General features: G+C 56.9%; 27 protein-coding genes. 15 read left to right on the forward strand and 12 right to left on the reverse strand.

Annotated elements, in window-relative coordinates; translation table 11 throughout:
* Positions 1-40 precede the first annotated feature (40 nt).
* Positions 41-307, forward strand: a complete 267-nt coding sequence (locus IM273_RS14415; protein ID WP_028013313.1) for a DUF333 domain-containing protein — start codon at positions 41-43, stop codon at positions 305-307.
* Here the strand turns inward: IM273_RS14415 and hslJ are convergent, their stop codons facing one another.
* From hslJ to IM273_RS14435, 4 genes are all read right to left on the reverse strand, one after another.
* Positions 308-745: a heat shock protein HslJ gene (gene hslJ, locus IM273_RS14420; protein WP_193051539.1), complete on the reverse strand. Its 438-nt coding sequence runs from the start codon at positions 743-745 to the stop codon at positions 308-310.
* Positions 746-871: 126 nt separating this feature from the next.
* Positions 872-1000, reverse strand: a complete 129-nt coding sequence (locus tag IM273_RS14425) for a DUF2474 domain-containing protein (protein ID WP_008501283.1) — start codon at positions 998-1000, stop codon at positions 872-874.
* Complete coding sequence (gene cydB, locus IM273_RS14430) at positions 1000-2010, reverse strand: cytochrome d ubiquinol oxidase subunit II (RefSeq protein WP_048999938.1); 1011 nt, start codon at positions 2008-2010, stop codon at positions 1000-1002. Before cydB ends, IM273_RS14425 begins: the two co-directional genes overlap by 1 nt.
* Entirely contained in the window at positions 2010-3410 is a 1401-nt protein-coding gene (locus tag IM273_RS14435) for a cytochrome ubiquinol oxidase subunit I (protein ID WP_063154243.1), read from the reverse strand. Before IM273_RS14435 ends, cydB begins: the two co-directional genes overlap by 1 nt.
* A 393-nt stretch (positions 3411-3803) precedes the next feature.
* Here IM273_RS14435 and IM273_RS14440 point away from each other — a divergent pair, with 393 nt between their 5' ends.
* The 7 genes from IM273_RS14440 (at position 3804) to patD (ending at position 11121) form a co-directional block, all read left to right on the forward strand.
* Positions 3804-3992, forward strand: a complete 189-nt coding sequence (locus IM273_RS14440) for a hypothetical protein (RefSeq protein WP_028013309.1) — start codon at positions 3804-3806, stop codon at positions 3990-3992.
* A gap of 81 nt (positions 3993-4073) precedes the next feature.
* Positions 4074-5483, forward strand: coding sequence for a PLP-dependent aminotransferase family protein (locus IM273_RS14445; protein WP_049136489.1), 1410 nt, complete (start codon positions 4074-4076; stop codon positions 5481-5483).
* 270 nt (positions 5484-5753) lie between these two features.
* Entirely contained in the window at positions 5754-6899 is a 1146-nt protein-coding gene (gene ydcS, locus IM273_RS14450; RefSeq protein WP_193051540.1) for a putative ABC transporter substrate-binding protein YdcS, read from the forward strand.
* 17 nt (positions 6900-6916) lie between these two features.
* Entirely contained in the window at positions 6917-7930 is a 1014-nt protein-coding gene (locus IM273_RS14455) for an ABC transporter ATP-binding protein (RefSeq protein WP_136485703.1), read from the forward strand.
* 1 nt (position 7931) lies between these two features.
* The gene (locus IM273_RS14460) at positions 7932-8876 is read left to right on the forward strand and encodes an ABC transporter permease (RefSeq protein ID WP_088205507.1); all 945 of its coding nucleotides are present in this window, start codon (positions 7932-7934) and stop codon (positions 8874-8876) included.
* A complete protein-coding gene (locus IM273_RS14465) occupies positions 8866-9672 on the forward strand; it encodes an ABC transporter permease (RefSeq protein WP_041909768.1) in 807 nt (268 codons plus the stop codon). The genes IM273_RS14460 and IM273_RS14465 overlap by 11 nt, the downstream gene beginning before the upstream one ends.
* Positions 9673-9696: 24 nt before the next feature.
* Entirely contained in the window at positions 9697-11121 is a 1425-nt protein-coding gene (gene patD / locus IM273_RS14470) for an aminobutyraldehyde dehydrogenase (RefSeq protein ID WP_193051541.1), read from the forward strand.
* 39 nt (positions 11122-11160) lie between these two features.
* On the opposite strand, the gene IM273_RS14475 is transcribed toward patD, so the two are convergent.
* Genes IM273_RS14475 through IM273_RS14485 form a run of 3 tightly spaced genes read right to left on the reverse strand, consistent with a single transcriptional unit; the run spans position 11161 to position 12055 of the window.
* Positions 11161-11343 carry a DUF1869 domain-containing protein gene (locus IM273_RS14475; RefSeq protein ID WP_003856955.1) on the reverse strand — a complete coding sequence of 61 codons (183 nt, stop codon included), beginning with the start codon at positions 11341-11343 and terminating at the stop codon, positions 11161-11163.
* Positions 11344-11347: 4 nt separating this feature from the next.
* Positions 11348-11701 (reverse strand): DUF1971 domain-containing protein, encoded by a 354-nt coding sequence (locus tag IM273_RS14480; protein WP_028013302.1) that lies wholly within the window; start codon positions 11699-11701, stop codon positions 11348-11350.
* A 27-nt stretch (positions 11702-11728) separates the two neighbouring features.
* The gene (locus IM273_RS14485; RefSeq protein ID WP_028013301.1) at positions 11729-12055 is read right to left on the reverse strand and encodes a DUF1971 domain-containing protein; all 327 of its coding nucleotides are present in this window, start codon (positions 12053-12055) and stop codon (positions 11729-11731) included.
* Between the two features lie 244 nt (positions 12056-12299).
* On the opposite strand from IM273_RS14485, the gene IM273_RS14490 reads away from it, so the two are divergent.
* Positions 12300-12473 (forward strand): GhoT/OrtT family toxin, encoded by a 174-nt coding sequence (locus IM273_RS14490; protein ID WP_014883956.1) that lies wholly within the window; start codon positions 12300-12302, stop codon positions 12471-12473.
* A gap of 86 nt (positions 12474-12559) precedes the next feature.
* Positions 12560-13315 carry an alpha/beta fold hydrolase gene (locus tag IM273_RS14495; RefSeq protein WP_028013300.1) on the forward strand — a complete coding sequence of 252 codons (756 nt, stop codon included), beginning with the start codon at positions 12560-12562 and terminating at the stop codon, positions 13313-13315.
* Positions 13316-13371: 56 nt separating this feature from the next.
* Here IM273_RS14495 and IM273_RS14500 read toward each other — a convergent pair whose 3' ends face one another.
* Genes IM273_RS14500 through IM273_RS14510 form a run of 3 tightly spaced genes read right to left on the reverse strand, consistent with a single transcriptional unit; the run spans position 13372 to position 19869 of the window.
* Positions 13372-15546, reverse strand: coding sequence for a virulence factor SrfC family protein (locus tag IM273_RS14500; RefSeq protein ID WP_193051542.1), 2175 nt, complete (start codon positions 15544-15546; stop codon positions 13372-13374).
* Positions 15543-18524, reverse strand: coding sequence for a virulence factor SrfB (locus IM273_RS14505; protein ID WP_193051543.1), 2982 nt, complete (start codon positions 18522-18524; stop codon positions 15543-15545). Before IM273_RS14505 ends, IM273_RS14500 begins: the two co-directional genes overlap by 4 nt.
* 4 nt (positions 18525-18528) lie before the next feature.
* Entirely contained in the window at positions 18529-19869 is a 1341-nt protein-coding gene (locus IM273_RS14510; protein WP_193051544.1) for an SrfA family protein, read from the reverse strand.
* A gap of 283 nt (positions 19870-20152) precedes the next feature.
* Here IM273_RS14510 and IM273_RS14515 point away from each other — a divergent pair, with 283 nt between their 5' ends.
* Both IM273_RS14515 and IM273_RS14520 read left to right on the forward strand, forming a co-directional pair.
* Positions 20153-21751: an ABC transporter substrate-binding protein gene (locus IM273_RS14515; protein WP_193051545.1), complete on the forward strand. Its 1599-nt coding sequence runs from the start codon at positions 20153-20155 to the stop codon at positions 21749-21751.
* Positions 21752-21806: 55 nt separating this feature from the next.
* The gene (locus IM273_RS14520; RefSeq protein WP_193051546.1) at positions 21807-22040 is read left to right on the forward strand and encodes a YdcY family protein; all 234 of its coding nucleotides are present in this window, start codon (positions 21807-21809) and stop codon (positions 22038-22040) included.
* Here IM273_RS14520 and IM273_RS14525 read toward each other — a convergent pair whose 3' ends face one another.
* Both IM273_RS14525 and IM273_RS14530 read right to left on the reverse strand, forming a co-directional pair.
* A complete protein-coding gene (locus tag IM273_RS14525) occupies positions 22041-22490 on the reverse strand; it encodes a DMT family transporter (RefSeq protein ID WP_028013294.1) in 450 nt (149 codons plus the stop codon). It abuts the gene before it with no gap.
* A complete protein-coding gene (locus tag IM273_RS14530) occupies positions 22487-23005 on the reverse strand; it encodes a GNAT family N-acetyltransferase (protein ID WP_045260624.1) in 519 nt (172 codons plus the stop codon). The genes IM273_RS14525 and IM273_RS14530 overlap by 4 nt, the downstream gene beginning before the upstream one ends.
* A gap of 135 nt (positions 23006-23140) precedes the next feature.
* Here IM273_RS14530 and IM273_RS14535 point away from each other — a divergent pair, with 135 nt between their 5' ends.
* The 3 genes from IM273_RS14535 (at position 23141) to IM273_RS14545 (ending at position 25746) form a co-directional block, all read left to right on the forward strand.
* A complete protein-coding gene (locus tag IM273_RS14535; protein WP_028013292.1) occupies positions 23141-23716 on the forward strand; it encodes an XRE family transcriptional regulator in 576 nt (191 codons plus the stop codon).
* 65 nt (positions 23717-23781) lie between these two features.
* Complete coding sequence (locus IM273_RS14540; RefSeq protein WP_193051547.1) at positions 23782-24822, forward strand: NADP-dependent oxidoreductase; 1041 nt, start codon at positions 23782-23784, stop codon at positions 24820-24822.
* Between the two features lie 255 nt (positions 24823-25077).
* Positions 25078-25746, forward strand: coding sequence for a GntR family transcriptional regulator (locus IM273_RS14545; RefSeq protein WP_028013290.1), 669 nt, complete (start codon positions 25078-25080; stop codon positions 25744-25746).
* Positions 25747-25850 lie beyond the last annotated feature (104 nt).

Consider the following 25850-nt stretch of genomic DNA (forward strand, 5'->3'; position numbering starts at 1 on the left):
TATTATGCTTAGGTTTCGCACTAATTACGGGGAAGAGAGCATGCGTTCAGCATTTTGGGTAGGGTGTGCCGCGTTATTGTTGTCGGCATGTAGCAGTGAACCTGTGCAGCAGGCCACGGCGGCCCATGTGGCGCCGGGAATGAAAGCGGCAATGTCCAGTTCAGGCCAGGCCAACTGCGCCATGATTGGCGGCTCGCTGTCTGTTGCCCGCCAGCTTGATGGTTCGGCTATTGGGATGTGCGCCTTGCCAAACGGCAAACGCTGCAGTGAACAGTCGCTTGCCGTTGGAAGCTGCGGTAGCTACTGATTATTCTGCTCGCTTAAACATCAGCGTCTTATCGGCCGTCGCCAGCGTCAGCTGGTCTTCAGTCAGGTCGACCTGCGCCCCTTTGCGCAGCATGTCGCCGATGGCCTGATCCAGCTCGTTAAGCTGTGGTTCGGTACAAAGTTTGCGGGTCATCGCCAGCGTTTTCACTTTCAGCTCACCTTCGGACAGCTTTCCCTGCCCGTTGAAGCGGTTACACATCTGGCCCGAAACGCTAATGTTATCAATGAGGCTAATGTCGGGAAGCGCGTTAAAAGCGATCTCAGGCTGCGTTGTAATGCCCTTCACGGATTTGCCGTCCACGTTTTCCAGAACAAAACGGTGGCTCTTCAGCTGATCCGGCTGAACGGATGCTTTGCCCGGATTAACGCAGCCGCTGAGGACAAGGCTGATAACACTTAACGCGATGAGCTTTTTCATTTTTCTTCTCAAATAATAAATTCTGTGAATCTTTTACCAGTGTAACAATACTCTGCGGTGCGTTAATGGGGTTTATCTGAAAGTGCGGGGTGGTGCCGGGCAGCGCAGGGCTGCCCGGAATGAAGTTTAATGCGATTTAAACCCGGCAGCCGTCATCAGCATGCGAAAGAGCATGCTGACTGCTGCCAGCGCAAGAACGCTGCCGCCCCAGATAATGGCCAGCCACAGCAATCTTTTCCAGACAGGTTGTTGCATCAGTGATAACCCTCCCCAGGCTGAACTTTGCCGCGAAATACGTAGTAGCTCCAGAAGGTGTAGACCAGAATAACAGGAATGATCAACAGCGCGCCCACCAGCATAAAGCCCTGGCTTTGCGTCGGCGCGGCGGCCTGCCACAGGGTGATCGACGGCGGTATGATATGCGGCCAGATGCTGATCCCAAGCCCGCTAAAGCCGAGAAATATTAGCCCAAGCGTCAGAATAAACGGCCGAGCATGGCTGTCAGGATTACTCAGGCAGCGCCACTGGTAGAAGCTAAACATGATGACCAGGGCAGGGACTGGCAGCAGATAAAACAGATTCGGCAGCGTAAACCAGCGCGCCGCGATGGCCGGGTGCGCCAGCGGCGTCCAGAGGCTGATCGCTGCGATAAACGCCAGAAGCACGATTAACAGCGTTTTCGATACCTCACGCATCCGCTGCTGCAGCGCATTTTCGCTTTTCATCACCAGCCAGGTTGAGCCTAACAGCGCGTAGGCCACCACCAGACCCGCGCCGCAGAACAGGTTAAACGCGGTAAACCAGTCAAACGGTCCACCGGTATACGTTCTGCCAGTGACGCTAAAGCCGTTAATGACGGCACCTACCGTCACGCCCTGGGTAAAGGTCGCCAGAACGGAACCGCCAATAAACGCCTTATCCCAGAAAGGACGGTGGGCCGGGGTGGCTTTAAAGCGAAATTCAAACGCCACGCCGCGGAATATAAGTCCGATCAGCATTAACGTCAGCGGAATGGTCAGAGCATCAATAATCACCGCATAGGCCAGTGGGAATGCACCGAACAGGGCGGCACCACCCAGCACCAACCAGGTCTCATTGCCGTCCCAGACCGGTGCGACGCTGTTGACCATCACGTCGCGATCGTCGGCGTTTTGTGTTGCCGGGAACAGAATACCGATCCCCAGATCAAACCCGTCCATGACGATATACATCAGCGTGGCAAAGACGATGATGACAAACCAGATAATGGAAAGATCGATACCCATTATGGCTGCTCCTTATGTTCAGCTGTGACGGCAGATAGTGGGCGTGCCGGGCGTCCATCGGACTCGGTGGCGAACGATTCATGCGGCTGCGGGCCTTTTCGGATGAGGCGCACCATATAGCTGTAGCCCACGCCGAATACCGAGGTATAGACGACGAAGAAGGCCAGCAGGCTCACGCTCATATGAAGGTCACCATGGGCTGAAACCGCATCCTTCGTTCGCTGGAGTCCGTAGACCACCCACGGCTGGCGGCCGACTTCGGTGGTGACCCATCCGGCCAGAATGGCAATCAGCCCGGATGGCCCCATCAGCAGGGCAAACCACAGGAACGGACGCGAAGAATAAACCCGCTTTTTATAACGCAGCCAAAGCGCCACTACTCCAAGCAGCAGCATTAGCATCCCTAAACCCGCCATAATGCGGAACGACCAGAAGACGATGGTGGAATTAGGACGGTCTTCCTTTGGAAACTCTTTTAGCGCAGGGACCTGTTTATCCAGGCTGTGCGTCAGGATGAGGCTACCCAGCGCCGGGATCGCCAGTCCAAAGCGGGTGCGTTCCTGCTCCATGTCAGGCCAGCCAAACAGCAACAGTGGGGTAGGCTCGCCCGGCGGATTTTCCCAATGGCCTTCAATAGCGGCAATCTTGGCGGGCTGATGCTTTAAGGTGTTCAACCCGTGCATATCGCCAACCAGGGCCTGGATGGGGGCAACAATCAGCGTCATCCACAGCGCCATCGAAAACATCGCCCGAATAGCAGGGGTATTATTCCCGCGCAGCAGATGCCATGCCGCGGATGCACCGACAAACAGGGCGCTACTCAGGAATGCCGCAATCGACATATGCAGCAGGCGGTAGGGGAAGGAGGGGTTAAATACCACGGCGAACCAGTCCACCGGTACCACCTGTCCGTTGACGATCTCGTAGCCTTGCGGGGTCTGCATCCAGCTGTTCGAGGAGAGGATCCAGAAGGTTGAGATAATGGTGCCCAGCGCCACCATGCAGGTGGAGAAGAAGTGCAGCCCTGGCCCCACTTTATTCCAGCCGAACAGCATCACGCCGAGGAACCCGGCTTCAAGGAAGAAGGCGGTAAGCACTTCATAGGTCAGCAGCGGGCCGGTAATGCTGCCTGCAAACTGCGAAAAGCCGCTCCAGTTGGTGCCAAACTGGTAGGCCATCACCAGCCCGGAGACCACGCCCATGCCAAAATTGACGGCGAAAATCTTCGACCAGAAATGGTACAGCGAGCGCCAGACCGGATTTTTTGTTTTCAGCCACAGCCCTTCGAGCACGGCAAGATAGCTGGCCAGGCCGATGGTGATGGCCGGGAAAATAATGTGAAAGGATACGGTAAAGGCAAACTGTATCCGCGCAAGGTGAAAAGCATCTAAACCAAACATGCACAGCCTCAATGTCAAACGGTGTACTGTTATGCTATAGGGGCAACGTTCGGACTTTCAGACGCAGAAAAGTGATTTTTAACCATAACAGTTGGCATAAAACGTATGCTTTAGCTATCAGATATACCTCGCCAGCGAGGAATAAAAACATTCTTTTTATGAATTTTCCGCATTAAACCGCTTGCTTTGTCGTCATCGCCGTGCGTTAATGGTCTTCTGGTTTTGAGTCCAAAAAAATATCTGACGTAGTTTCATAAAGCAGTTCTCATCACGTTGTGCCTCTCCGCAGCCTCTCTTGGGTCTTTATCTACATTCCGATTAGTTTTGTTTAAAACCATTATTGCCTGATCGGCTCATGAGTAATTTACGTTTTTACGTTCACAGGAGAATCCTATGACTTCTTATATCCATTTCCGCTGCCCATGCTGTCATGGCTCGCAGTACCGTACCTCAGTCTTTGATGTATCTGAGAAAAACCCGCTCGGTGCGAAATGCATCTTTTGCAAATCGTCAATGATTACGCTCGATCACCTGGCCGCTGCGCGTCAGGCGCAAAGCCACGTTACCGAGTACCGTAAGTAATTTTTTCTTAAACTATAACAGTTAGCAAAATCTTCTCTTTTTCTCCTGCTGATATACACTGTCGGCAATAAGGAGAATCTGATGAAAAAATACCAGCGTCTGGCGCAACAAATTATCTCGCAGATTGAGCTTGGCGTTTGGCTGCCGGGCGATAAGCTGCCTTCCCTGCGAGAGCAGGTGGCAAGCAGCGGCATGAGCTTTATGACCGTTGGCCACGCGTATCAGATGCTGGAAAGTCAGGGGCGCATTGTCGCCAGGCCGCAGTCGGGCTATTACGTTGCCTCGCGCCCGACCGCACAACAGCCTGCGCCGCCTGCCCAGGTGATGCGTGATGAAGCGGTAGATATCAACACCTATATCTTCGAGGTCTTACAGGCCAGCCGCGATCCGTCCGTTGTTCCTTTCGCCTCCGCGTTTCCCGACCCCCGGCTTTTTCCGCTTCAGCAGCTCAACCGCTCGCTGGCAAACGTCAGTAAAACCGCTACCGCAATGAGCGTGATTGAGAACCTGCCGCCCGGTAACGCTGAACTCCGTCACGCCATTGCGCGCCGTTATGCGCAGCAGGGGATGAACATCTCGCCGGACGAGATCGTCATTACCGCAGGCGCCCTTGAGGCCCTCAACCTGAGTTTGCAGGCGGTGACGGAGCCAGGAGACTGGGTGATTGTTGAAAACCCGTGTTTTTACGGCGCGCTGCAGGCGCTGGAGCGTCTGAAGCTAAAAGCGCTGTCGGTCGCCACAGACGTCCGGGAGGGTATCGATCTGAATGCGCTGGAGCAGGCGCTGAACGACTACCCCGTAAAAGCCTGCTGGCTCATGACCAACGGCCAAAACCCGCTTGGCTTTACGCTGAGTGCGGAAAAAAAAGCGCGTCTGGTCGCGCTCCTGACGGAGCACAACGTCACTTTGATCGAGGACGATGTCTACAGCGAGCTCTATTTTGGTCGCGAAAAACCGCTTCCGGCCAAAGCCTGGGACCGGGTAGATATGACGCTTCACTGCTCCTCCTTTTCAAAATGCCTGGTGGCGGGGTTTCGCATCGGCTGGGTGGCGGCAGGAAAACACGCGCGCCGCATTCAGCAGCTGCAGCTGATGAGCACGCTTTCAACGAGTTCCCCCATGCAGCTGGCGCTGGTGGACTACCTGGCGACAAAACGCTACGACGCCCATCTGCGCCGCCTGCGACGAACTCTCGCCGAGCGAAAACAACAGGCGTGGCAGTCGCTTCTGCGCCATATGCCCGCCGGCGTCAAAATCCACCACAACGACAGCGGCTACTTTTTATGGCTGGAGCTACCTGCGCGGCTGGACGCGGGGCTGCTGAGCGAAAAGGCCTTAACGCACCACATCAGCATTGCGCCCGGAAAGATGTTTTCCACCTCTGACGCGTGGACGCCGTTCTTCCGGTTTAATACGTCCTGGGCGTGGGGCGAGCGGGAAGAGCAGGCGGTCATTCAGTTAGGTAAATTAATTAGCACAATGATGGAATAACTTTTCCCCTTTATTTAAATAATCATTTCTTATCCTGACGACGGCACGGCAAATATTTTGCGGTGCCGTATCATATGAAATCTGCATACCGGCTTTCGCGGCTAACTCCTTGTCTATAATCCAGTTAACGGGGAATGCGTCCTCGGTCACACCTTGATGAAAATTCCTTAAGCCGAACTGTGCGGCGCATTTGCGCGGTCTACGTTTAATAAGGGAGATATTTTTACGGCACGGCTGCCGCTAAATTTCATTGCGACAGGAGTAACTCTTATGAGCAAAAAATTTGCCCGCAGCAGCCTGTGCGCGCTCGGCATGACTATCATGACCGCGCAAGCCGCAGAACCACCAAAGGCCATTGGCGACGGTGAAGGCCGACTGGATATTATCGCCTGGCCGGGGTACATCGAACGCGGACAGACGGATAAAAATTATGACTGGGTTACCCAGTTTGAAAAAGAGACCGGCTGCGCGGTCAACGTTAAAACGGCGGCCACGTCCGATGAAATGGTCAGCCTGATGGCGAAGGGAGGTTACGACCTTGTCACCGCGTCAGGTGATGCCTCGCTCCGCCTGATTATGGGAAAACGCGTTCAGCCGATTAACCCGGAACTGATCCCCAACTGGAAAACTCTTGACCCGCGCATTGTGAAGGGCGAGTGGTTTAACGTGGGCGGCAAGGTCTACGGCACGCCGTATCAGTGGGGGCCCAATCTGTTGATGTACAACACCAAAACCTTCCCGACGCCGCCGGACAGCTGGAGCGTGGTCTTTACGAAGCAGGATCTGCCGGACGGCAAAACCAATCAGGGACGCGTGCAGGCATACGACGGCCCGATTTATATCGCCGATGCGGCGCTGTTCGTCAAAGCCACGCAGCCGCAGCTGGGTATTAGCGACCCGTATCAGCTCACTGAAGAACAGTATGCCGCCGTGCTCAAGGTACTTCGCGACCAGCATGCCCTGATCCACCGCTACTGGCATGATACCACCGTCCAGATGAGCGACTTCAAAAATGAAGGCGTCGTGGCCTCCAGCGCCTGGCCGTATCAGGCGAATGCCCTGAAGGGCGAGAACCAGCCCGTTGCCACCGTCTTCCCGAAAGAGGGGGTGACCGGCTGGGCGGATACCACCATGCTGCATGCACAGGCAAAACACCCGATGTGCGCCTACAAGTGGATGAACTGGTCGCTCACGCCGAAAGTGCAGGGCGATCTGGCGGCATGGTTTGGCTCGCTGCCCGTCGTGCCTGAAGGGTGTAAGGCCAGCACGCTGCTGGGTGACAAGGGCTGTGAAACCAACGGTTATAACTATTTTGACAAAATCATGTTCTGGAAAACCCCCATCGCAGAAGGCGAAAAATATGTGCCTTACAGCCGCTGGACGCAGGATTACATCGCCATCATGGGTGGCCGTTAATCATCCGGGAGCAGAACATGACGTACGCGGTAGAGTTTAATGATGTTTCCCGTCTGTACGGTGACGTGCGGGCGGTGGATGGGGTCACCATTGCCGTTCGTGACGGAGAATTCTTCTCCATGCTGGGGCCTTCGGGCTCCGGCAAAACCACCTGCCTGCGTCTGATTGCCGGCTTTGAGCAGCTGTCAGGCGGCACGATATCTATCTTTGGCAAAGAGGCGAGCGCGCTGCCGCCGTGGGAGCGGGACGTGAACACCGTCTTTCAGGATTACGCGCTGTTCCCGCATATGTCGATCCTCGATAACGTCGCCTACGGGCTGATGGTGAAAGGCGTCGACAAGAAAAAACGCCATGCGCAGGCTCGCGACGCGCTGGAAAAAGTGGGCCTGAGCTTTGCCGTTGCCCGCAAACCTTCGCAACTTTCCGGTGGCCAGCGGCAGCGTGTCGCCATCGCGCGGGCGCTGGTGAATGAACCGCGCGTCCTGCTGCTCGACGAGCCGTTAGGCGCGCTCGATCTCAAGCTGCGGGAACAGATGCAGTTCGAGCTGAAGAAACTTCAGCAGGAACTCGGCATCACCTTTATTTTCGTCACCCACGATCAGGGTGAAGCCCTCTCCATGTCGGACCGGGTGGCGGTGTTCAATAATGGGCGCATCGAGCAGGTCGATACCCCGCGCGATCTCTACATGCGCCCGCGCACGCCGTTTGTCGCCGGTTTCGTCGGCACCTCGAACGTCTTCGATGCAGGCCTTGCACATAAAATCTGCGGCATGGAGGGCAGCTATTCCCTGCGTCCGGAACATATCCGCCTGAATGAGGGGGGTGAGGTTCAGGTGCAGGGCGTCGTCCAGGCCGTTCAGTATCAGGGGGCTGCCACGCGCCTTGAGCTCAGGCTCGCCGACGGTGCCAAACTGCTGGTGAGCCAGGCCAATCTCAGTGATTTCTCGCCGCTAAGCGGCATTGCGCCGGGGCAGGCCGTCACGGCGTCGTGGTCGCGCGAGGCGATGATTCGCCTGCAGGAGGAGAGGTGAAATGGCTATGAGTGTCGCGCACCCTCCCGCCCCGCGCGGCCGCATAAGCCGCATGACCGCACTGTTCTGGCGTAAACCGTCGCTCGGACTGTTCCTGCTTCTGCTTGCACCGCTGATGTGGTTTGGCATTGTCTATTTAGGATCGCTGCTGACCCTTTTGTGGCAGGGTTTTTACACCTTTGACGATTTCACCATGGCGGTCACGCCGGATCTGACCCTGGCGAACATACTGGCGCTCTTCAATCCGGCAAACTACGACATCATCCTGCGCACGTTAACGATGGCGATTGCGGTGACGATTGCCAGCGCAATTCTGGCGTTCCCGATGGCCTGGTACATGGCGCGATACACCCGCGGCAAGTGGAAAGCGTTTTTCTATATCGCCGTGATGCTGCCAATGTGGGCGAGCTACATCGTCAAAGCCTACGCCTGGACGCTGCTGCTGGCGAAGGACGGCGTGGCTCAATGGTTCCTCAACCACCTGGGGCTGGAGCCGCTCCTGACCTCGATCCTTACGCTACCCGCGGTAGGCGGCAACACCTTATCCACCTCCGGGCTGGGGCGGTTTCTGGTCTTCGTCTATATCTGGCTGCCGTTTATGATCCTGCCCGTTCAGGCGGCGCTGGAACGTCTGCCGGCTTCGCTGCTGCAGGCCTCAGCCGATCTCGGCGCGCGCCCGCGCCAGACCTTCCGCTATGTCGTTCTGCCGCTGGCTATCCCGGGCATTGCCGCGGGCTCAATCTTCACCTTTTCCCTGACGCTGGGGGATTTCATCGTACCGCAGCTGGTCGGGCCGCCGGGGTTTTTCATCGGTAACATGGTCTACTCCCAGCAGGGGGCGATCGGCAATATGCCCATGGCCGCCGCGTTCACGCTGGTTCCCATCGTGCTGATTTCACTCTATCTGGCGTTCGTGAAGCGTCTGGGAGCATTCGATGCACTCTGAACGCGCACCGCTGTTCCTGAAAGTGGCAGCGTGGGGAGGCGTCATCTTCCTGCACTTCCCGCTGCTGATTATCGCAGTCTATGCCTTTAATACCGAAGATGCTGCCTACAGCTTTCCGCCTCAGGGGCTGACGCTGAAGTGGTTTACGGCGGCGGCGGGGCGCGGCGATATCATCGAATCGGTGACGTTGTCACTTCAGGTTGCCGCGCTATCCACCGCGATAGCCCTGGTGCTTGGCACGCTTGCTGCAGCGGCGCTCTGGCGAAGCGAGTTTTTTGGCAAAAACGCGATCTCGCTATTGCTGCTGCTGCCGATTGCGTTGCCGGGGATCATCACCGGTCTGGCGCTGCTGACAGCGTTCAAAACAATCAACCTTGAGCCGGGGTTTTTCACCATCGTGGTTGGGCATGCCACGTTCTGCGTGGTGGTGGTCTTCAATAACGTGATTGCCCGGTTCAGACGCACCTCCTGGAGTCTGGTGGAAGCGTCGATGGATCTCGGGGCCGACGGATGGCAAACCTTCCGCTATGTGGTGCTGCCCAACCTGGGCTCCGCGCTGCTGGCCGGGGGAATGCTGGCGTTTGCCCTGTCGTTTGACGAAATTATCGTCACAACCTTTACGGCGGGACACGAACGCACGTTACCGCTGTGGTTGCTCAATCAGCTAGGCCGTCCGCGCGACGTGCCGGTCACCAACGTCGTTGCACTGCTGGTGATGCTGGTAACAACCATCCCCATTCTGGGAGCCTGGTGGCTAACCCGCGACGGCGAGAACATCGCCGGCGGCGGGAAATAACATTGATTTGAACAGGACAATGCTATGCAAACACATCTGCTGATAAAGGGTGAACTGGTTGCCGGAGAGGGAGAGAAACAGCCTGTCTATAACCCGGCCACCGGAGAGGTGCTGCTGGAGATTGCTGAAGCGTCAGCGGCACAGGTCGACGCGGCGGTTCAGGCCGCCGACCGTGCTTTTGCTGAGTGGGGACAAACGACACCGAAAACGCGCGCCGAGTGCCTGCTGAAGCTCGCGGATGCGATTGAAGCGCATGGCGAAGAGTTTGCCCGGCTCGAATCCCTCAACTGCGGCAAGCCGCTGCACTGTGCGCTGGGCGATGAAATTCCGGCAGTGGTCGACGTTTTCCGTTTCTTCGCCGGGGCGGCCCGCTGCCTGAACGGGCTGGCCGCGGGTGAGTATCTTGACGGCCACACGTCGATGATCCGCCGCGACCCGGTGGGCGTGGTTGCCTCTATCGCACCGTGGAACTACCCGCTGATGATGGCGGCATGGAAGCTGGCGCCTGCGCTGGCGGCCGGTAACTGTGTGGTCATCAAGCCGTCTGAAATCACGCCGCTAACGGCGTTAAAGCTGGCGGAGCTGGCGAAAGATATCTTCCCGGCTGGCGTTCTCAACGTGCTGTTTGGCCGCGGGAAAACGGTGGGCGACCCGCTCACCGGACATGAAAAAGTGCGCATGGTGTCGCTGACCGGTTCGATTGCCACCGGGGAGCATATCATCGGCCACACGGCGTCCTCCATTAAGCGCACCCACATGGAGCTGGGCGGTAAAGCACCGGTTATCGTGTTCGATGACGCCGACCTGGATGCGGTTGTAGAAGGCGTGCGGACGTTTGGTTTCTACAATGCCGGGCAGGACTGTACGGCGGCCTGCCGTATCTATGCCCAGAAGGGGATCTATGCCCGGCTGGTGGAAAAGCTCGGTGCCGCGGTCGCCAGTCTCAAAATGGGTCCCCCGGAGAATGAATCTACTGAACTCGGTCCGCTCAGCTCGGCTGCCCATCTTTCACGCGTCTGTCAGGCGGTTGACGAGGCGAAAGCCCTTGGCCATATCCGCGTGGTGACGGGCGGGAGCAAAAAAGAGGGGGCGGGCTACTACTTCCAGCCAACGTTGCTGGCCGGGGCGAAACAGGAGGATGCCATCGTTCAGCGCGAAGTGTTTGGACCGGTGGTGAGCGTCACCGAATTCGACGATGAAGCGCAGGTCCTGGCCTGGGCGAACGATTCGCAGTACGGCCTGGCGTCGTCGGTCTGGACGAAAGACGTGGGACGCGCCCATCGCCTGAGCGCGCGCCTGCAGTACGGCTGCACCTGGGTCAATACCCACTTTATGCTGGTGAGCGAAATGCCGCACGGCGGCATGAAATTGTCTGGCTATGGAAAGGATATGTCGGTGTACGGGCTTGAGGATTATACGGTTGTCCGGCATGTGATGATAAAACACTAGGAAATCATGCCCGGCGGTCTGCATCGCCGGGCGTTTGCTTTACCAGCCACACACCTCGTGCTCATTTTCCGTGTCGTAAGCGCGGACGGTATTCACCAGATCTTTTACCACGTCTGCGGCGACGTCGGGGATGAGCAACTCCATGGGGGCCTCTGTTTCATAATCCACCGAGACGCCGTTGCTGTTGTTGGTCACGGTCACTGTGTACGTTGCTTTACCCACGCGGTTACTCCTTATGTGTATTGACCACTTTGCCGATGCCCGCGCCCTGAAGCGTAACGTCAGGATCGGCAAAAAAGTCGATATTGAAATAGGTATCGTCGGTCAATAGCTCGATGCGGTGCCATTTCTCCGGCGGCGAGATGCCAAACGATCCGGCTTCAATCACCAGTTCCAGATCCGGTTCGGTCGCGTCAGCGTTCGGGAAACCAAAATAGCGCACCGCACCCTGCATCACCGACAAACGGCCATATACGCTGGCTTTCGTATTATGGTGGGTGAAAAGGGCTTTTGGCGCGGTGTCTTTGTTCCAGAATGGCGTGGAGCGGGTATGAACAAAATTCTCAGGGATACGTAGCATAAGGGTTACCTCGTAAATAAAAGCCGCTTAAAGCGACTTCAACACCTCTGGTTCGACGAAAAATTCAATATTGAACAGCGTGTCGTCGCTCATCACCTCGATGTGATGCCATTTCTCAGGGGGAAAAACACCGAAGTGGCCGGCCCTGATAATCAGTGTGCTGTCAGGCTCAGGGACATGTTCATCAGCATAACCCAGGTAACGGACGGCACCCTGCATAACGGACAGGCGGGGATAAACGCCCGGACGGGTACCCGTATCGAGATGACGCTGAAAGATCCCGGCGGGGGCGGTTTCTTTATTCCAGAAAGGGGTAGAGCGGGTATGAATACAGATTTGCGGAATGCGTAGCATATTGCCTCCCATGTATGTCTGCCTTTATTAGACGCCTTTGCGGAAGAGAGAATTTATCAAAAAGTGCATTTAACTTGCATGTTATCAATAAAGATAATGGGTGGCTCCCCCTGTTTGTAATACAAAATACTCAGTTGTTATTAGCCTTAATATTTAAGTGGTTATTATGTAATGAAAAAACTTGATCTGTATCAACATATGACGCATATTGCCTGCGGTTATTTTTTCGGCTCTGGTATACAGAATGACGTTGTATCAAAAGATGTTGGTTTTTTACGCAGTGATGGCTTCCATCTGTGCATTAATTACCTGGTTCCTTTCTAAAGACCGCAAGCGTATCCGCCTGCTTAGCGCGTTTCTGGTCGGGTCGACCTGGCCGATGAGTTTCCCCGTTGCGCTGCTGATTTCTCTTTTCTGAAGCATCCTTCCAAGTTCGAAAGATGAACATAGCATTCCAGTTACGATAGCTGTATAAATACACAGTGCATCGTAAAAGGAGTGCTTATGAACAGTTTTTACTCGCAGCATGCGGGTTGCACCGTGCGCTGGCATGATTTGCCCGGCTCTGGCGATCCCGTAGTCTTTATCCACGGATTGGGCTGCGCCTCTTCCTATGAATATCCTCGCGTCGTCCGAGACCCTCAGTTTGGCGGGCGCAGAGCTATTCTCATCGATTTACCCGGCAGCGGTTACAGCGATAAGCCTGAACATTACAGCTATAAAACGACTGAACAGGCGCGCGTCGTGGCGGAGTTGATTGACCATCTTCAGCTGGATGCCTTCTGGTTATACGGTCACAGCATGGGCGGCAGCATTGCTATAGAAACGGCGGGGCTGCTGGCACCGCGCGTGAAGGGACTGATGGTGTCGGAGCCCAATTTTCACGCCGGTGGGGGGATGTTTAGCCGCTCTATTGCGGCGCAAACCGAACACCAGTTTGTGGCGCAGGGCTATAATGCCATGCTCCGTAAAGAGACCACCGCCTGGGCCGGGTGCCTGCAAAGCAATGCACCCTATGCCGTCTGGCGCGGCGCATCAAGCCTGGTCGCCGGTGTTGAGCCGGACTGGGAAGCGCAATTTCTGTCGCTGCCTTGCCCGGTGACGTTGATTTTTGGTGAGCTCTCACTGCCGGATGACGATGTGGATAATCTGAAGCTGAAGGGCGTTGAGGTCAAAATCATCCCTGCGGCGGGGCACTCCATGTCGTGGGAAAACCCGTCGGCACTGGCGCAGGCGTTAGCGGAGTGTATGGCGGCGTGATTATCGTCGCGGAATACAGGCCGGGTAAGCGCAGCGCTACCCGGCAAGATAGGCCGCTACAGGATTAAAGCCCGCAGTGCCCGACGTGCGTCAGGCTGAACATCATGCGGATGCTGATAATCAATGTTTTCGATTGCCCGGCTATAGAGGGCAACCAGCCAGTCGTAAACGTACGCGGTGGCCGCATGAACAGGCTGCTCCCCCAGACGCGTCAGGCGCGGTGCGGCACTGCTGACGACGGGCGTAACAAAGATTGCCTGACCTTTGCGAATGCGGCTTGCGGGGCGTTCTGCTGACGGGGTCTGGTCGTAACCCAGCCAGCCAACGAAATTCCCTATCACCGCATGCAGCTGCGCCGCGCTGCTTTTATCCGCGTCGACAATGCGCTGAAGCTGTTGCGGCAGATTAAGCCGGTAGCTGGTTACCACCAGCACATCCGCGATTTGCTGCAGCACCGCGGGCTCCAGACCAAGACGGGCGGCGGTAGCTTCATTGCGGCTCCACTGGCGCAGATGATTTATCCATACTCTGTGCGCCAGGCGCGCTTTGTCTTTTGTCTGGAATCGTCCTGCGCTTTCCTGGGCGTTATCGGCGAACAGATCGATGGTGTCCGTGAACAGCCCGTTCACCTGCTCCTCGCGCGGCTGCTGAACGGCGAGCAGCGTTTCAAAGGCTTTCAGCGGCGGCAGCAGGCCCTCAAGCAGCTCGCCGTGACGGGCGGCACTGCTTTGCAGCGTGCGCACCATGTTTTCGGCCTGAGCACGTCGCGTACCCGGTTCCTCAACCAGCGGCGCCAGATAGCTTTGCATCAGCGACGCGATCTCCTGCCGCAGCAGGTTTTTCAGCGTGCCAAGACGCTTCTGCCGCTGTGCCGGGAGCGTCGCCTGAGACAACCACTCAATGACGCGCTGCATGCTGTGGCTGTCCAGCGCCTGCAGAGTTCCCCAGCGCAGGCCTGGCTTGCCCAGCAGATGCTGTACGGCTTCATCGAGATTCTGTCGGGTAGTGAAACGAGCGTCATGCGGGGTGATCGCCCACACCAGCCCCGGCAGGGCAGACTCCTCGGCAGGCTGGGTCTCTTTAATCCAGTTAATTAACACTTTTGCTTTTTTGGCCGTCTGCTCGTGCCGCGCTGTCGCGTTGCAGATAACCAGCACATCCGGCTGGAGCTGCTGGCGGTAATGTTCAAGCAGCCACTGACATTTAGCCTGTACTAAAGGATCGGCACTGCCGTCTTCATAGACCGGAATATCAATGATATCAACGTTATCCAGCGCGCCATTCTCAACCGGCAAGACCAGCTCGCGGGTAAGGAAAGCAAGCACGTCGACCGGGATGCTGATGGCGTTGAGCATTTCACCGTTGTTCAGCGGATGAAGCAGCGTCTCCTGAGTTTCCTGCTGGGTTAAGGTACCGTGCGTCAGGAACCCTTCACCAGGCAGACCAAAGCTGTCCACCAGCAGGCTCAGCGGCGCAGCCAGCTCGCTCGCATGGCTGGTCTGATGCAGCACGTGGGCAAGCTTCAGCCACTGCTGGGTTAACTCCTGTTGCTCGCCCCACAGCAGCGACCAGACGCTGGCGCGGGTGCTGAGATCGAGCGATGGCACCAGCTGGGCAAACTCATGCCACAGGGCGTCATCAATTTGCTGTCTCGCGGCGGGTACCGTGCTTTGCCAGAAACGCGAAATCGCACCCACATCCTGCGCCGTGATGCCGGGCACGCTCTGCGGCTGGCGAAGGCCGCGCCATTTCTCCAGACGCGTCTCAATGACCGCCTTATCCACCGCGCGCATCTGCGGGTGCAGCGTCGTGCGGGCAATAAACAGCTGTACCAGTTCGGCCTCGGTGACCAGGCTCAGACGCAGCGGAAACGCCTCATCCGCTACCTCCGGGGTGTCTCGTGTGAAGCGCACGGCCATGTTGGTCAGGGCATGCCCTGGGTTAATATGCGAAAAATAGTCAAAGGTGCGCTGGCCCGGCATCACGTTCAGGCGCCCGTTACCGCTGCCGCACAGCGACAGCAGCAGGTGCGCTTTGGCGCTCTGAGAATGGCCGTAAAGCCCAATGCTGCTCCGGCGGGTCAGGGCGTGTTCAATGGCCTGCTCCCGCGCCTGCGCCGCGTTGATGCGAGCAAGCAGGGCATCAGCATCGTTATCCAGCACAGGGGCGGTCAGGCGCGTCTCATTAATCCACCCGATTAAGGCCTGAGTGGTGGTCGTGGTCGCTGTCATTTCAGGTATACGCTCCCGCTGTCGATCCAGTAGTGGCTACCGCTGTGTCGGCGATCGGCCAGGGTATTCAGTTTGAAGGTTAACGCGTCAGGCGCAACCGGCGTGCCGTCCTGAAGCCAGGCATCGCTGAGCTCGAAGGACTCAGGGCCCTCTAATTTGCTGCCGCCGCAGAGCTTAAGCCGCACGTTCAGCACGCCGTCGCCGGCAATCGCTTTTGCCAGTTCAGCCGAGTTGATGCTGAGCGTATAAAGCGGCGTGGCGGGCCAGCGCGCGTTCGCCAGCTGGCGGAAGCCGAGGGTAACGTTACCGCGCAGCGGGAAGTGCAGACGGGCGTCAAGCTTCGCGCCGGGTTTATCGAGATCGATATCCTGATACCAGACGTTCTCCTCGCGCAGGGTATTGACGGTGTTATCCAGCACGCCCAGATAGCGCACGGTGGAATAGGCGCCAATGTCAGCGGCCTTAAAGTTAAAGCGCGGCAGACGCAGATCGAGCGCCAGGCTGCAGAGCATGGCCCCCACCGCGGCGGTCGATTTCGGATTGCCTATGCGCCCCTGCTGGCTGAAGGGATACCACTCGTGAACTTGATATTTATCCAGCCAGACGATGCGGTTGACCGGCACCGGCTGCAGATGCCGAATCAGCGCCTGAACGCCCGGCAGGCAGCCCGGGCGCCCGGTGATGAGCAGAATATCGCAGCTGTAATGGGAAATCGCTTCACACACCGCGTGAAGCGGCGAGGTCAGCGTAAACTGACCGGCCAGCATTGCATCCTGCATTTCGCGGAAGTTCACGTGCAGCGGCACGGCGAACAGGTCGAACGCCTCTGAGCCCGCCGGCAGGGCATGATCGATTGCCTGCTGAAGATAGTTCATCACGTTGCGGGTTGGTTTCTGCGCAAGGAGCTCGCCAAAGGTGGCATGCAGGCCCGCCAGCGGATCGTCAATATCGCTGGCTTCCCACGCGGAAAGAATGGTGTGGCCAATCGGCATAAAGAGCTGAAGCGCCGTTTGCTGGCGCAGTACCGCCTGGGTATCAATACGCCCGGAGTCGCCGAACAGCGACGCCATCAGCAGCGAGGCGTCCGCAATGCCGGATTTCTGCAGCTGCGTTTGCAGGGCGGGCAGGACATAGCGCTGAATCACGTCCAGCAGGGTATCGTCGCCCGCCACCTTGAACCCTTCGCGGAACAGCAGCTGCGGGGTGATTTTGACGTTATTACCGGAGCCGTCATCAAGCTGGTAGTGGGTTATTGCCATATCCGTGGTGCCACCGCCGATGTCGATAGACGCGACGCGTAATGCGCGGCCCGGCTGCACGCCCGGCTCAGGTTCACGATCCGTGCGGGCGAGGGAGGCGAAAAAGGCTTCCGTCTGGCCGCCAAAACGGGAAATCGCTTCGTTATACAGCCAGACCAGCTGACCGCAGCTGGCTTCATCCCACTCCATCTGGATCTCAGGGACCGGCACCACGCTTTTTTCCTGCTGCTTGCGGGTGGCAAAATCTTCATCCTGTGGGTGCCAGCCCATCGCTTTCCAGACGATGGCAATGGCTTCAAACATGCGGCGACGGAAAATCTCGCGCTCCTGCTTCGGCATGGCCGAGGGCAGGGTCAGGATCAGGGTGCGCAGCTGGCGCGGCGAGGCCGGGAAGCCCAGGCGCAGGCGGGTGGCGACGCTGTTGATCTGGCCCAGCGCCTGCGCCAGCAGCTCGCACAGCATGTGCGTCATCAGCGTGCTGCGGCTGTACTGCGGCGAAAAGACCGGCAGCCGCTCGTCCTGCGGCAGCGTAAACAGCGGCTCACCGTCATCGTTCATCAGGTTCATCAGCGGAAACGCCGTGGCGAGCGGTTCACGCTGGGTTTTGCCGTTCATCTGGCTGAAGCGCCAGTCCTGCACGACAGGCGTTTCATCCCACAGGTAGCGGCGCGGGCTGGAGATGCCGCTGTTACCTTCGGTTCCCAGGCGCTGCATCGCCAGCTTGCGGGCTTCATCGCCCACGCGAACAATCGACGGCCAGACAAACGCATCTTCGCGACCGCTTTCCACCGAGAAGTGCTGTTTGCCAAAACGCGCTTCGGAGAATTCAAGACGGCTGGTAAAGAGAGGCTCGTTCAGGAACTGCGGCTCGCTTAACGAACGAACCTGCAGCTCGGCGGTCTGCCGAAGCCCGTCGTTTGCATCGCCGTGGTCTTCGATAATGACGCCGCAGGTGTGGGTGTTGCCCACGTCGAGGATCAGGTCGACCGGAATGGCAGGCGTGCTGAGCGTATGGGTGACAAATTTCACTTCCGGAATGGTGATCTGTTCACCGAGCATGGTCAGCAGGTTGAGCCAGTGGGCCTGGTATTCGAAGCTGCGCATCGCCTGATGCAGGTCGCGTTCAGAGCGGTTTTCAACGCCGTCGGCATACTGAGTAAATGCCTCGCGCAGCCAGCCGTCAATCCAGGTCTGGTCGAGGAAGCTTTCTACCTCACTATCGCGCCACGCCAGCGCAAAGCGGGTTCCGTTCAGAATATCGTTTTCAACCGGCGACAGGGCGGAGGTGGCATGCTCCGCGATCTGGCTGTCGAGCGCGAGAGTGACGCGGTGCGAGTTGCCTGCCGTGTCGGGCTTCTCGAGCTTGCGTACCTGAACGCGCGCCCAGTTATCCGGTCCTTCCACAAAGGTTCGCGGTGGATTGAAGCGCAGGAAGGGCACGGGAAGCCAGACGCCGTCCAGCACGGCAAGGGACTGATGCAGCGGAATGGTGGTTTCCGGTTTAACCACTTCAGGCTGACCGCCGTTCGTCCCCGGCAGGGTATAGCGCCCGTTCACCAGGTCGAAATCGAGTCGCAAAAGGGGGCCGTTCGCGGTTTTACGTACGAAGCGCCCATTGCTCGCGGTGTCCTGCGGCGTCAGGCCGAAATCCAGGAACTGCACGCCGCTGTTGGCAATAAGCGTGACGCTTTGTTTATAGTCGCAAAGATTTACCAGCATAGGATCAGGCACCTGCTTTCTTGAACGTCAGTGGGACGACGGTGTTGGCGTCATAGCGAGCGCGACATTCTGCGATATCGCTGGCCCCGGCTTTACAGGCGACTTCCGGCATCGGATAGCGGGAACCGTCGGTGCAGCGAGCATTGCCGCGACTTTTAATCATCAGTTCGCCATTGCTTTGCAGCCCGGAGAAAATCTCCGCGCGGCAGACAATGTTGTCGCCGTGCACGACGCGGGCGAAACCTTTATTGTTCTGGATTTGATAGCGCATTGACGGCGGCTTGCCGGTGACCGGATCTTTCACGTCGAGAACCGCGCGCCAGGTACCGTTCAGGAAGCGCGTCGACCCGGCTTTCACCTGACTGGCTTCCATCACCATGGCATCTTTCGGGATCGGAACAATTACCACCGGTGCGGCTTCAGGTGCAGGAGCGGGTTCTTTTTCTTTACTGGCGACGACCTCAGCCTGATGCAGGGGGAGATTCATAGCCAGCGGCTCTACTGCTTTGATCGGCTGCGGTGCAATAGCCACGGGCTCAGGAGCCGGTGCCGGAGCGGGCTCTGCCGAAGGGGCCTGTTTTGGCCACAGCAGCGGCGCGGCAACGGCTGCCACAATCACGGCGGCAACCGGCAGGGTCCACAGGGGAACGCGACGTTTTTTCGTGACGGCAACAGGCGCAGGTTCCTGAGCGGGTTGCGCAACAACCGGCGCGGGCTCCGGCTCATACAGTTCTTCCGGCGTAATACGCACGGCGGCGACGGGCGCAATCAGCGGCTCGTCTGCTTTTTCAAAGGTGATGGACGGTTCGGGCGCGGGTTCTGGCTCGGGCTCTTCAATCACAACGGGGGCAGGCTCGGGGATCAACGCTTCACGCAGGCAGTCGAGGACATCGTCGCGCGCATTTTCGTTCAGGTTTACAAAACCCCAGAAGCAAATAATCGGCTTTCCTGCGACCAGGAAAACAAAATTCTCGCCGGGAAACTGAAACGCTTTCGACAGCAGCGAGCCGAAAAGCTGCTGCGCGGTTTTGGGCGACTGGAGGCATTTCTTGCTTAACGACTCAACGCTGGCAAGCGTGTTTTCCAGATAGCGCAGGGCACGATAGCGGTCGTCTTCACTGGCCGCCTTCCAGCTGGTGACGCTTCCCTCAACGGGGGAATACCAGTCCACGCGGTCGCCGCTGTCGTTGACCTGAGGAATAGCCAGACAGTCCACTATGGCCTGCTGTTTGCGCAATCGAAGCGCTTCCCGGATTTGTAACGCTGATTCAAAAACGGCCTGTCCGCCGCCGCCAACGGCCTGAAAATCATCCAGATTACCGCTGCGTAAAAGAGTTTTTGCCACGATATGATCCCATATACTTCTTCACACCGTTACTTTAACGAAACGAGGAAGCAAACAAACGGAGGAAGAGACGCTAAAAGCGCCGATTTCTTGCGGCATAGATCGTGACGGTTGTGCTTGACGAATAACGTCACTTAAGGCAAATCACCTTTTTTTGCACTGGCGGCAAAACCGGCAAAAAACGCGGCTTTAGAATAACCTGATAGTGTTTCGTTATTTGCCAGGTGATAAGGGCTGTGCTGTTATTACTGACCTATATAATAAAACTGTCAGGGTTATAACTATGTCTACAGGGAAAACGCTGCTCACCCTTGCGCTGAGCGCTCTTTTACCAGCCGGTGCCGCATGGGCGGCAAACAACGACACCCTTATTTACTGCTCCGAGGCATCGCCAGAGTCGTTCAACCCGCAAATCGCCAGCTCCGGCCCGTCGTTCGTGGCCAGCTCTCAGGTTCTGTACAACCGCCTGATCAATTTCGACCCGGTGAAAAATACCCCGGTACCGTCACTGGCGGAATCCTGGACGATTTCACCGGACGGCAAGACCTATACCTTTACCCTGCGCAAAGGGGTGAAGTTCAACAGCAACAAATACTTCAAGCCGACGCGCGACTTTAACGCCGATGACGTTATTTTCTCGGTGATGCGTCAGAAAGACCCTAAACACCCGTACCATAATGTGTCCCAGGGCAACTACGAATACTTCAACGATGTCGGGCTCGATAAGCTGATTCAGGACGTTAAAAAGGTCGACGACTACCACGTTCAGTTCACCCTGAGTGAACCCAACGCCGCGTTCCTGGCCGACTGGGGAATGGATTTCGCATCGATCCTCTCCGCCGAATACGCCGATGTGATGCTGAAAAAAGGCACGCCTGAGAACGTAGATACCTGGCCGATCGGTACCGGGCCCTATGTGCTCCAGCAGTACAAGGTGGACTCGCTGATCCGCTACGTCGCTAATCCGAACTACTGGGATGGCGAGGTGCCGACCAAACATCTTATCTTCTCCATCACGCCAAACGTGGAAACCCGCCTGGCGAAATTGCAGACCAACGAGTGTCAGATTATTCCTGCGCCGTCTCCGGTTCAGTTTGACGTGATTAAAAAGAACAAAGACCTGACGCTGCACTCTGTCGATGCGCTGAACGTCGGCTATCTGGCGTTTAACACCGAGAAAAAGCCGTTCGATAACGTGCTGGTGCGTCAGGCCCTGAACTACGCGACCGACAAGAAGGCTATCGTTAATGCGGTCTTTATGGGCTCCGGTACGGTGGCAAAATCGCCGATCCCGCCAAATATGCTGGGCTTTAATAAAGATCTGCAGGACTACAGCTACGATCCTGATAAAGCAAAAGCGCTGCTGAAGCAGGCCGGGCTGGAGAAGGGCGCAGAGGTCACGCTGTGGTCAATGCCGGTTCAGCGTCCGTATAACCCTAACTCGCGTCGTATCGCGGAGATGATCCAGAGCGACTGGGCGAAAGTCGGCGTGAAGGCCAAAATTGTCTCCTATGAGTGGGGCGAATACCTCTCCGGGATGCGCAAAGGCGAGCACGACTCCGCGCTGTTCGGCTGGATGTCCGATAACGGTGACCCGGACAACTTTGCCGATGTGCTGCTGGGCTGCAACAGCATTAAAACCGGGTCAAACGCCGCGCGCTGGTGCGATAAGGGTTATGATGCCCTGGTGCAAAAAGCGAAGCTGACCAGCGATCCGGCCGAGCGTGCGAAACTGTACGCCCAGGCGCAGGAGATTTTCTACCAGCAGGCACCGTGGATCGCGCTGGCAAACGGCAAAACGTTCTTTGCAACCCGCAGCAACGTGACCGGATACAGCGTGAGCCTGATGGGCAGCGATTTCTCTAAAGCGAAGCTGAACTAAGCATTTATTGCCGGGTGAGGCGTAAGCCACCACCCGGCAAAAACAAGGAGTGACAATGTCACATTTAAACGAAGTTACCGCCCGCGTGGATGCCGCCATCGAAGAGAGTGTCATCGCCCACATGAACGAACTGCTGATTGCATTGAGCGATGATGCCGATCTCAGCCGTGAAGACCGTTACGCCCAACAGCAGCGTCTGCGTACCGCGATTTCGCACCACGGTAAGCTGCACAAAGAGGAGATGGACGCGCGCCAGGAACAGCTGACCAAGGGCGGCACCATACTGTAATCAAAACTGGCGTCGCGCTACCAGCCAGGCCCCGACGACCAGCATCACCGCGCCGCATACCGGGCCGATCAGCGCGCGCAGGGGAATGCCATGGCTTCTCAGCACGTCAAGGACCAGCCCGCCAATCAACTGGCTTGCGACCAGCACCGCGATGGTCGTTGCCGCGCCCACGTTCTGGTAGCCGCTGATGCTGGCAAACACAAAAAACGACCCCAGCAGCCCCGGGATCAGCGTCCACCAGCGCACCGTTGCGGCCAGCTCACTGAACCCGGCGAAGCCCTGCTTCAGCAGCAGAATGCTGACAAACAGCACAATGCCGACCAGGGAGTTCAGCAGCATTGCGATAAGAATGGTGGAGGAGGACTGGGTGATACGCACCATTAAGGTGTTTTGCACCACCAGACCGATCCCCGCCGCCACCAGGAACGCCAGCGTCAGCGACTGATTCATGGGATTGCGTCCGGGTCGCTGCGCTCGTCCAGCTGCAGCTGCATAAAGGTTAAGTCCAGCCAGCGGCCAAACTTGGTTCCCACCTGAGGCATCTGCCCCGTGGTCACAAAACCGAGCGTTTCGTGGAGGTGAATCGAGGCCTTATTTTGCGCTTCAATGCCGGCCACCATCACGTGTTTGCCGATGGCGCGGGCCTCGTTGATCAGCGCTTTCATTAACGTGCGGCCAATGCCTTTACCCTGATGCTCCGGATGGACATATACCGAATGCTCAACCGTGTGACGAAAGCCGTCGAAGGCGCGCCAGTCGCCGAAAGAGGCGTACCCGGTAACCACACCATTTTCCTCAGCCACCAGAACCGGGTAACCCGCGAGCGTGCGGGCCTCGAACCAGGCGATTCGGTTATCGGTATCAACGGTTTTATCGTTCCAGATCGCGGCAGTATGCAGCACCGCATGGTTATAGATCTCTCCTATCGCAGCGCAGTCTTCTTTACAGGCGTGACGAACGATCATGATTAAACCTCTGTATGTTGTTTACTATAGTATTACGCTATAGATATGATATTACACAACTGTATCGTCAGAGCGCTACGTGAGAATGATTATGAGCCCCATTGAAACGGCGTTCATACGCTTTAGTATGACGTTATGAACACAATAACAGACACAATGAATCAGCGTATTAGCGCCAGAATTCGCCTCGAACGTGAATCACGCGGCTGGTCTCTTAGCGAGCTGGCCGAGCGGGCAGGCGTATCTCGCGCCATGATCCACAAGATAGAGCGCGGCGACAGCAGCCCGACGGCAACCTTGCTTGCCCGCCTGTCAGGCGCGTTTGGGATCAGCATGTCGACCCTGATTGCCAGAGCCGAGATGCAGGAGGGAAAACTCCTGCGCCTGGCGAACCAGCCCGTCTGGCGCGATCCGCAAACCCACTACCTTCGTCGCCACGTTTCTCCCCGTACCGATCTGCCTATCGACCTCGTTCAGATTGAGTTACCCGCGGGGAGCGACGTCCCGATGCCGGCGTCCTCCTACGCGCTCGCGCGGCAGCTGATCTGGCTGCAGTCCGGCGAGCTGGTATTTCAGGAGGGCGATACTCGCCACGAGATGAAGGCCGGAGACTGTCTGGAGCTGGGGCCGCCAAACGACTGCCGTTTTATCAACGAAACGAACGAAACCTGCATCTATCTTGTGGTCCGGCTTAACCAGTCTGCCTCGTAATGTTAAGGCGATAATGCCGATCGTGAGCCAGGCTGTAATGACATTTGTACCAGAAGGAGAATCCGATGAATCAATCTGTTTCGCAAAACCGCCGCTGGGTGCTGGCCTCTCGCCCACAGGGCGCGCCGGTGGCGGAGAATTTTCGTCTGGAAGAGCAGCCCGTTCCTGCACCTCAGGCGGGGCAACTGCTGCTTCGCACCGTATGGCTGTCGCTGGACCCTTACATGCGGGGCCGCATGAGCGATGCGCCATCCTATTCTCCGCCGGTTGAGATTGGTGCGGTGATGGTAGGGGGAACAGTTAGCCGCGTTGAGCAGTCAAACCACCCCGACTTTAAAGCGGGTGAATGGGTGCTGAGCTACAGCGGCTGGCAGGAGTACGCGCTTTCGGACGGCAGCGGCCTGGTCAAGCTGGGCGATAATCCCACCCATCCCTCCTGGGCGCTGGGCATTCTTGGGATGCCGGGCTTTACCGCCTATATGGGGTTGCTGGATATCGGACAACCGAAAGCGGGTGAAACGCTGGTGGTCGCCGCCGCGACGGGCCCGGTTGGGGCGACAGTCGGGCAGATCGGTAAAATCAAAGGCTGCCGCGTGGTCGGGGTAGCCGGTGGGGCAGAAAAATGCCGCCACGCTGTTGAGGTTCTTGGGTTTGACGTGTGTCTCGATCACCACGCGGCGGATTTCGCTGAGCAGCTGAAACGCGCCTGCCCGAAAGGCATTGATGTCTACTATGAAAACGTCGGCGGGAAAGTGTTTGACGCCGTGCTGCCGCTGCTGAATACCTCCGCGCGCGTGCCGGTGTGTGGCCTGGTGAGCGGCTACAATGCAACGGGGCTGCCTGAGGGGCCAGACCGTTTGCCGCTTCTGATGGGGACCATTCTGAAGAAACGCATCCGGATGCAGGGCTTTATCATTGCCCAGGACTACGGCCACCGCATTCATGAGTTTCAGGAAGAGATGGGGCGCTGGGTGCTGGAGGGCAAAATTCACTATCGTGAACAGGTGACGGACGGGCTGGAAAACGCGCCTGAAGCGCTGATTGGCCTGCTGGAAGGAAAAAACTTCGGTAAAGTCGTGATTCGCGTCGCGGGTGACAATAAATAAAAGGCACTATGGCGGGGTTTCCCGCCATATTTATTTGTGAAGATACGATATATTGTCTTTAATTAACGGACATGGCTTTTCGCGCCATCATCCCGGATGAGCCCGAAACCGATAAAAAAAACACATTTTGCATTTTTTGCTGTTTTACGTACTTCCCACCACCAGGCATGACGATACAGGATATATCGGACCAGCGTCGTTTTATTAAAACTGGCGTTTAAAAATAGCATTAAGTTTTAGCTACAGGAATTGAACATGCTTGATTTGGATCACTTAGAAAAAGCCCAAAGGATCAGTCTTACCATGCAAGTTGAACTCAGTTTGAAAGGAGCGTTAATTACAGGCTCCCTTAAACCGGGTGCACGACTGATTACGAAAGAGATCGCCGACAAATTAGGAACCAGCATTACCCCAGTGCGCGAGGCGCTGCTGCGTCTGGTGTCAGCAGGGGCATTACATGCCACGCCGGCACAGGCATTTCTGGTGCCGGAGGTGACGCTGGACCGTTATAACGAAATCAACGCTATTCGCAAGCAGCTTGAACCCATGGCGGTTGCCGCAGCCTGTCAGAATATGTCTGACCAAAAGATCGAGACGTTGCGCAAATTGTCGGAAGCGTTTCATGAGGCCATGCGCAACGGGAACGTTCAGCAGGCATTGCAGGCAAATCGCATTTTCCGCTTTACGCTTTATCAGTACGCGGAAATGCCCACGCTAAATGCTTTAATTGAACAGCTTTGGGTGCGCATCGGGCCTTGCATTAACTATCTGCACCAGGAGCTTAATGACATTAAGGAAGCGACGTATCACTATGACGAACTGCTTTCAGCCCTGGAACGCCGGGATGTCGACGCCAGCCAGAAGGCGATTGAAAAATCGATTGATGAAGCGAATACGCTTTTACAGCGACAATATTTTAACTGAGAGATAATTTAACAGAGCGACTATATACCGCGTCTATTTATTTATCTGGTGAATAACTCCTGATGGCATTTTGCCATCAGGATCGTTATTTTCAGTATAAAATA

The sequence above is a fragment of the Enterobacter cloacae complex sp. P13B genome (assembly GCF_014895915.1).
Classification (GTDB): domain Bacteria; phylum Pseudomonadota; class Gammaproteobacteria; order Enterobacterales; family Enterobacteriaceae; genus Enterobacter; species Enterobacter bugandensis.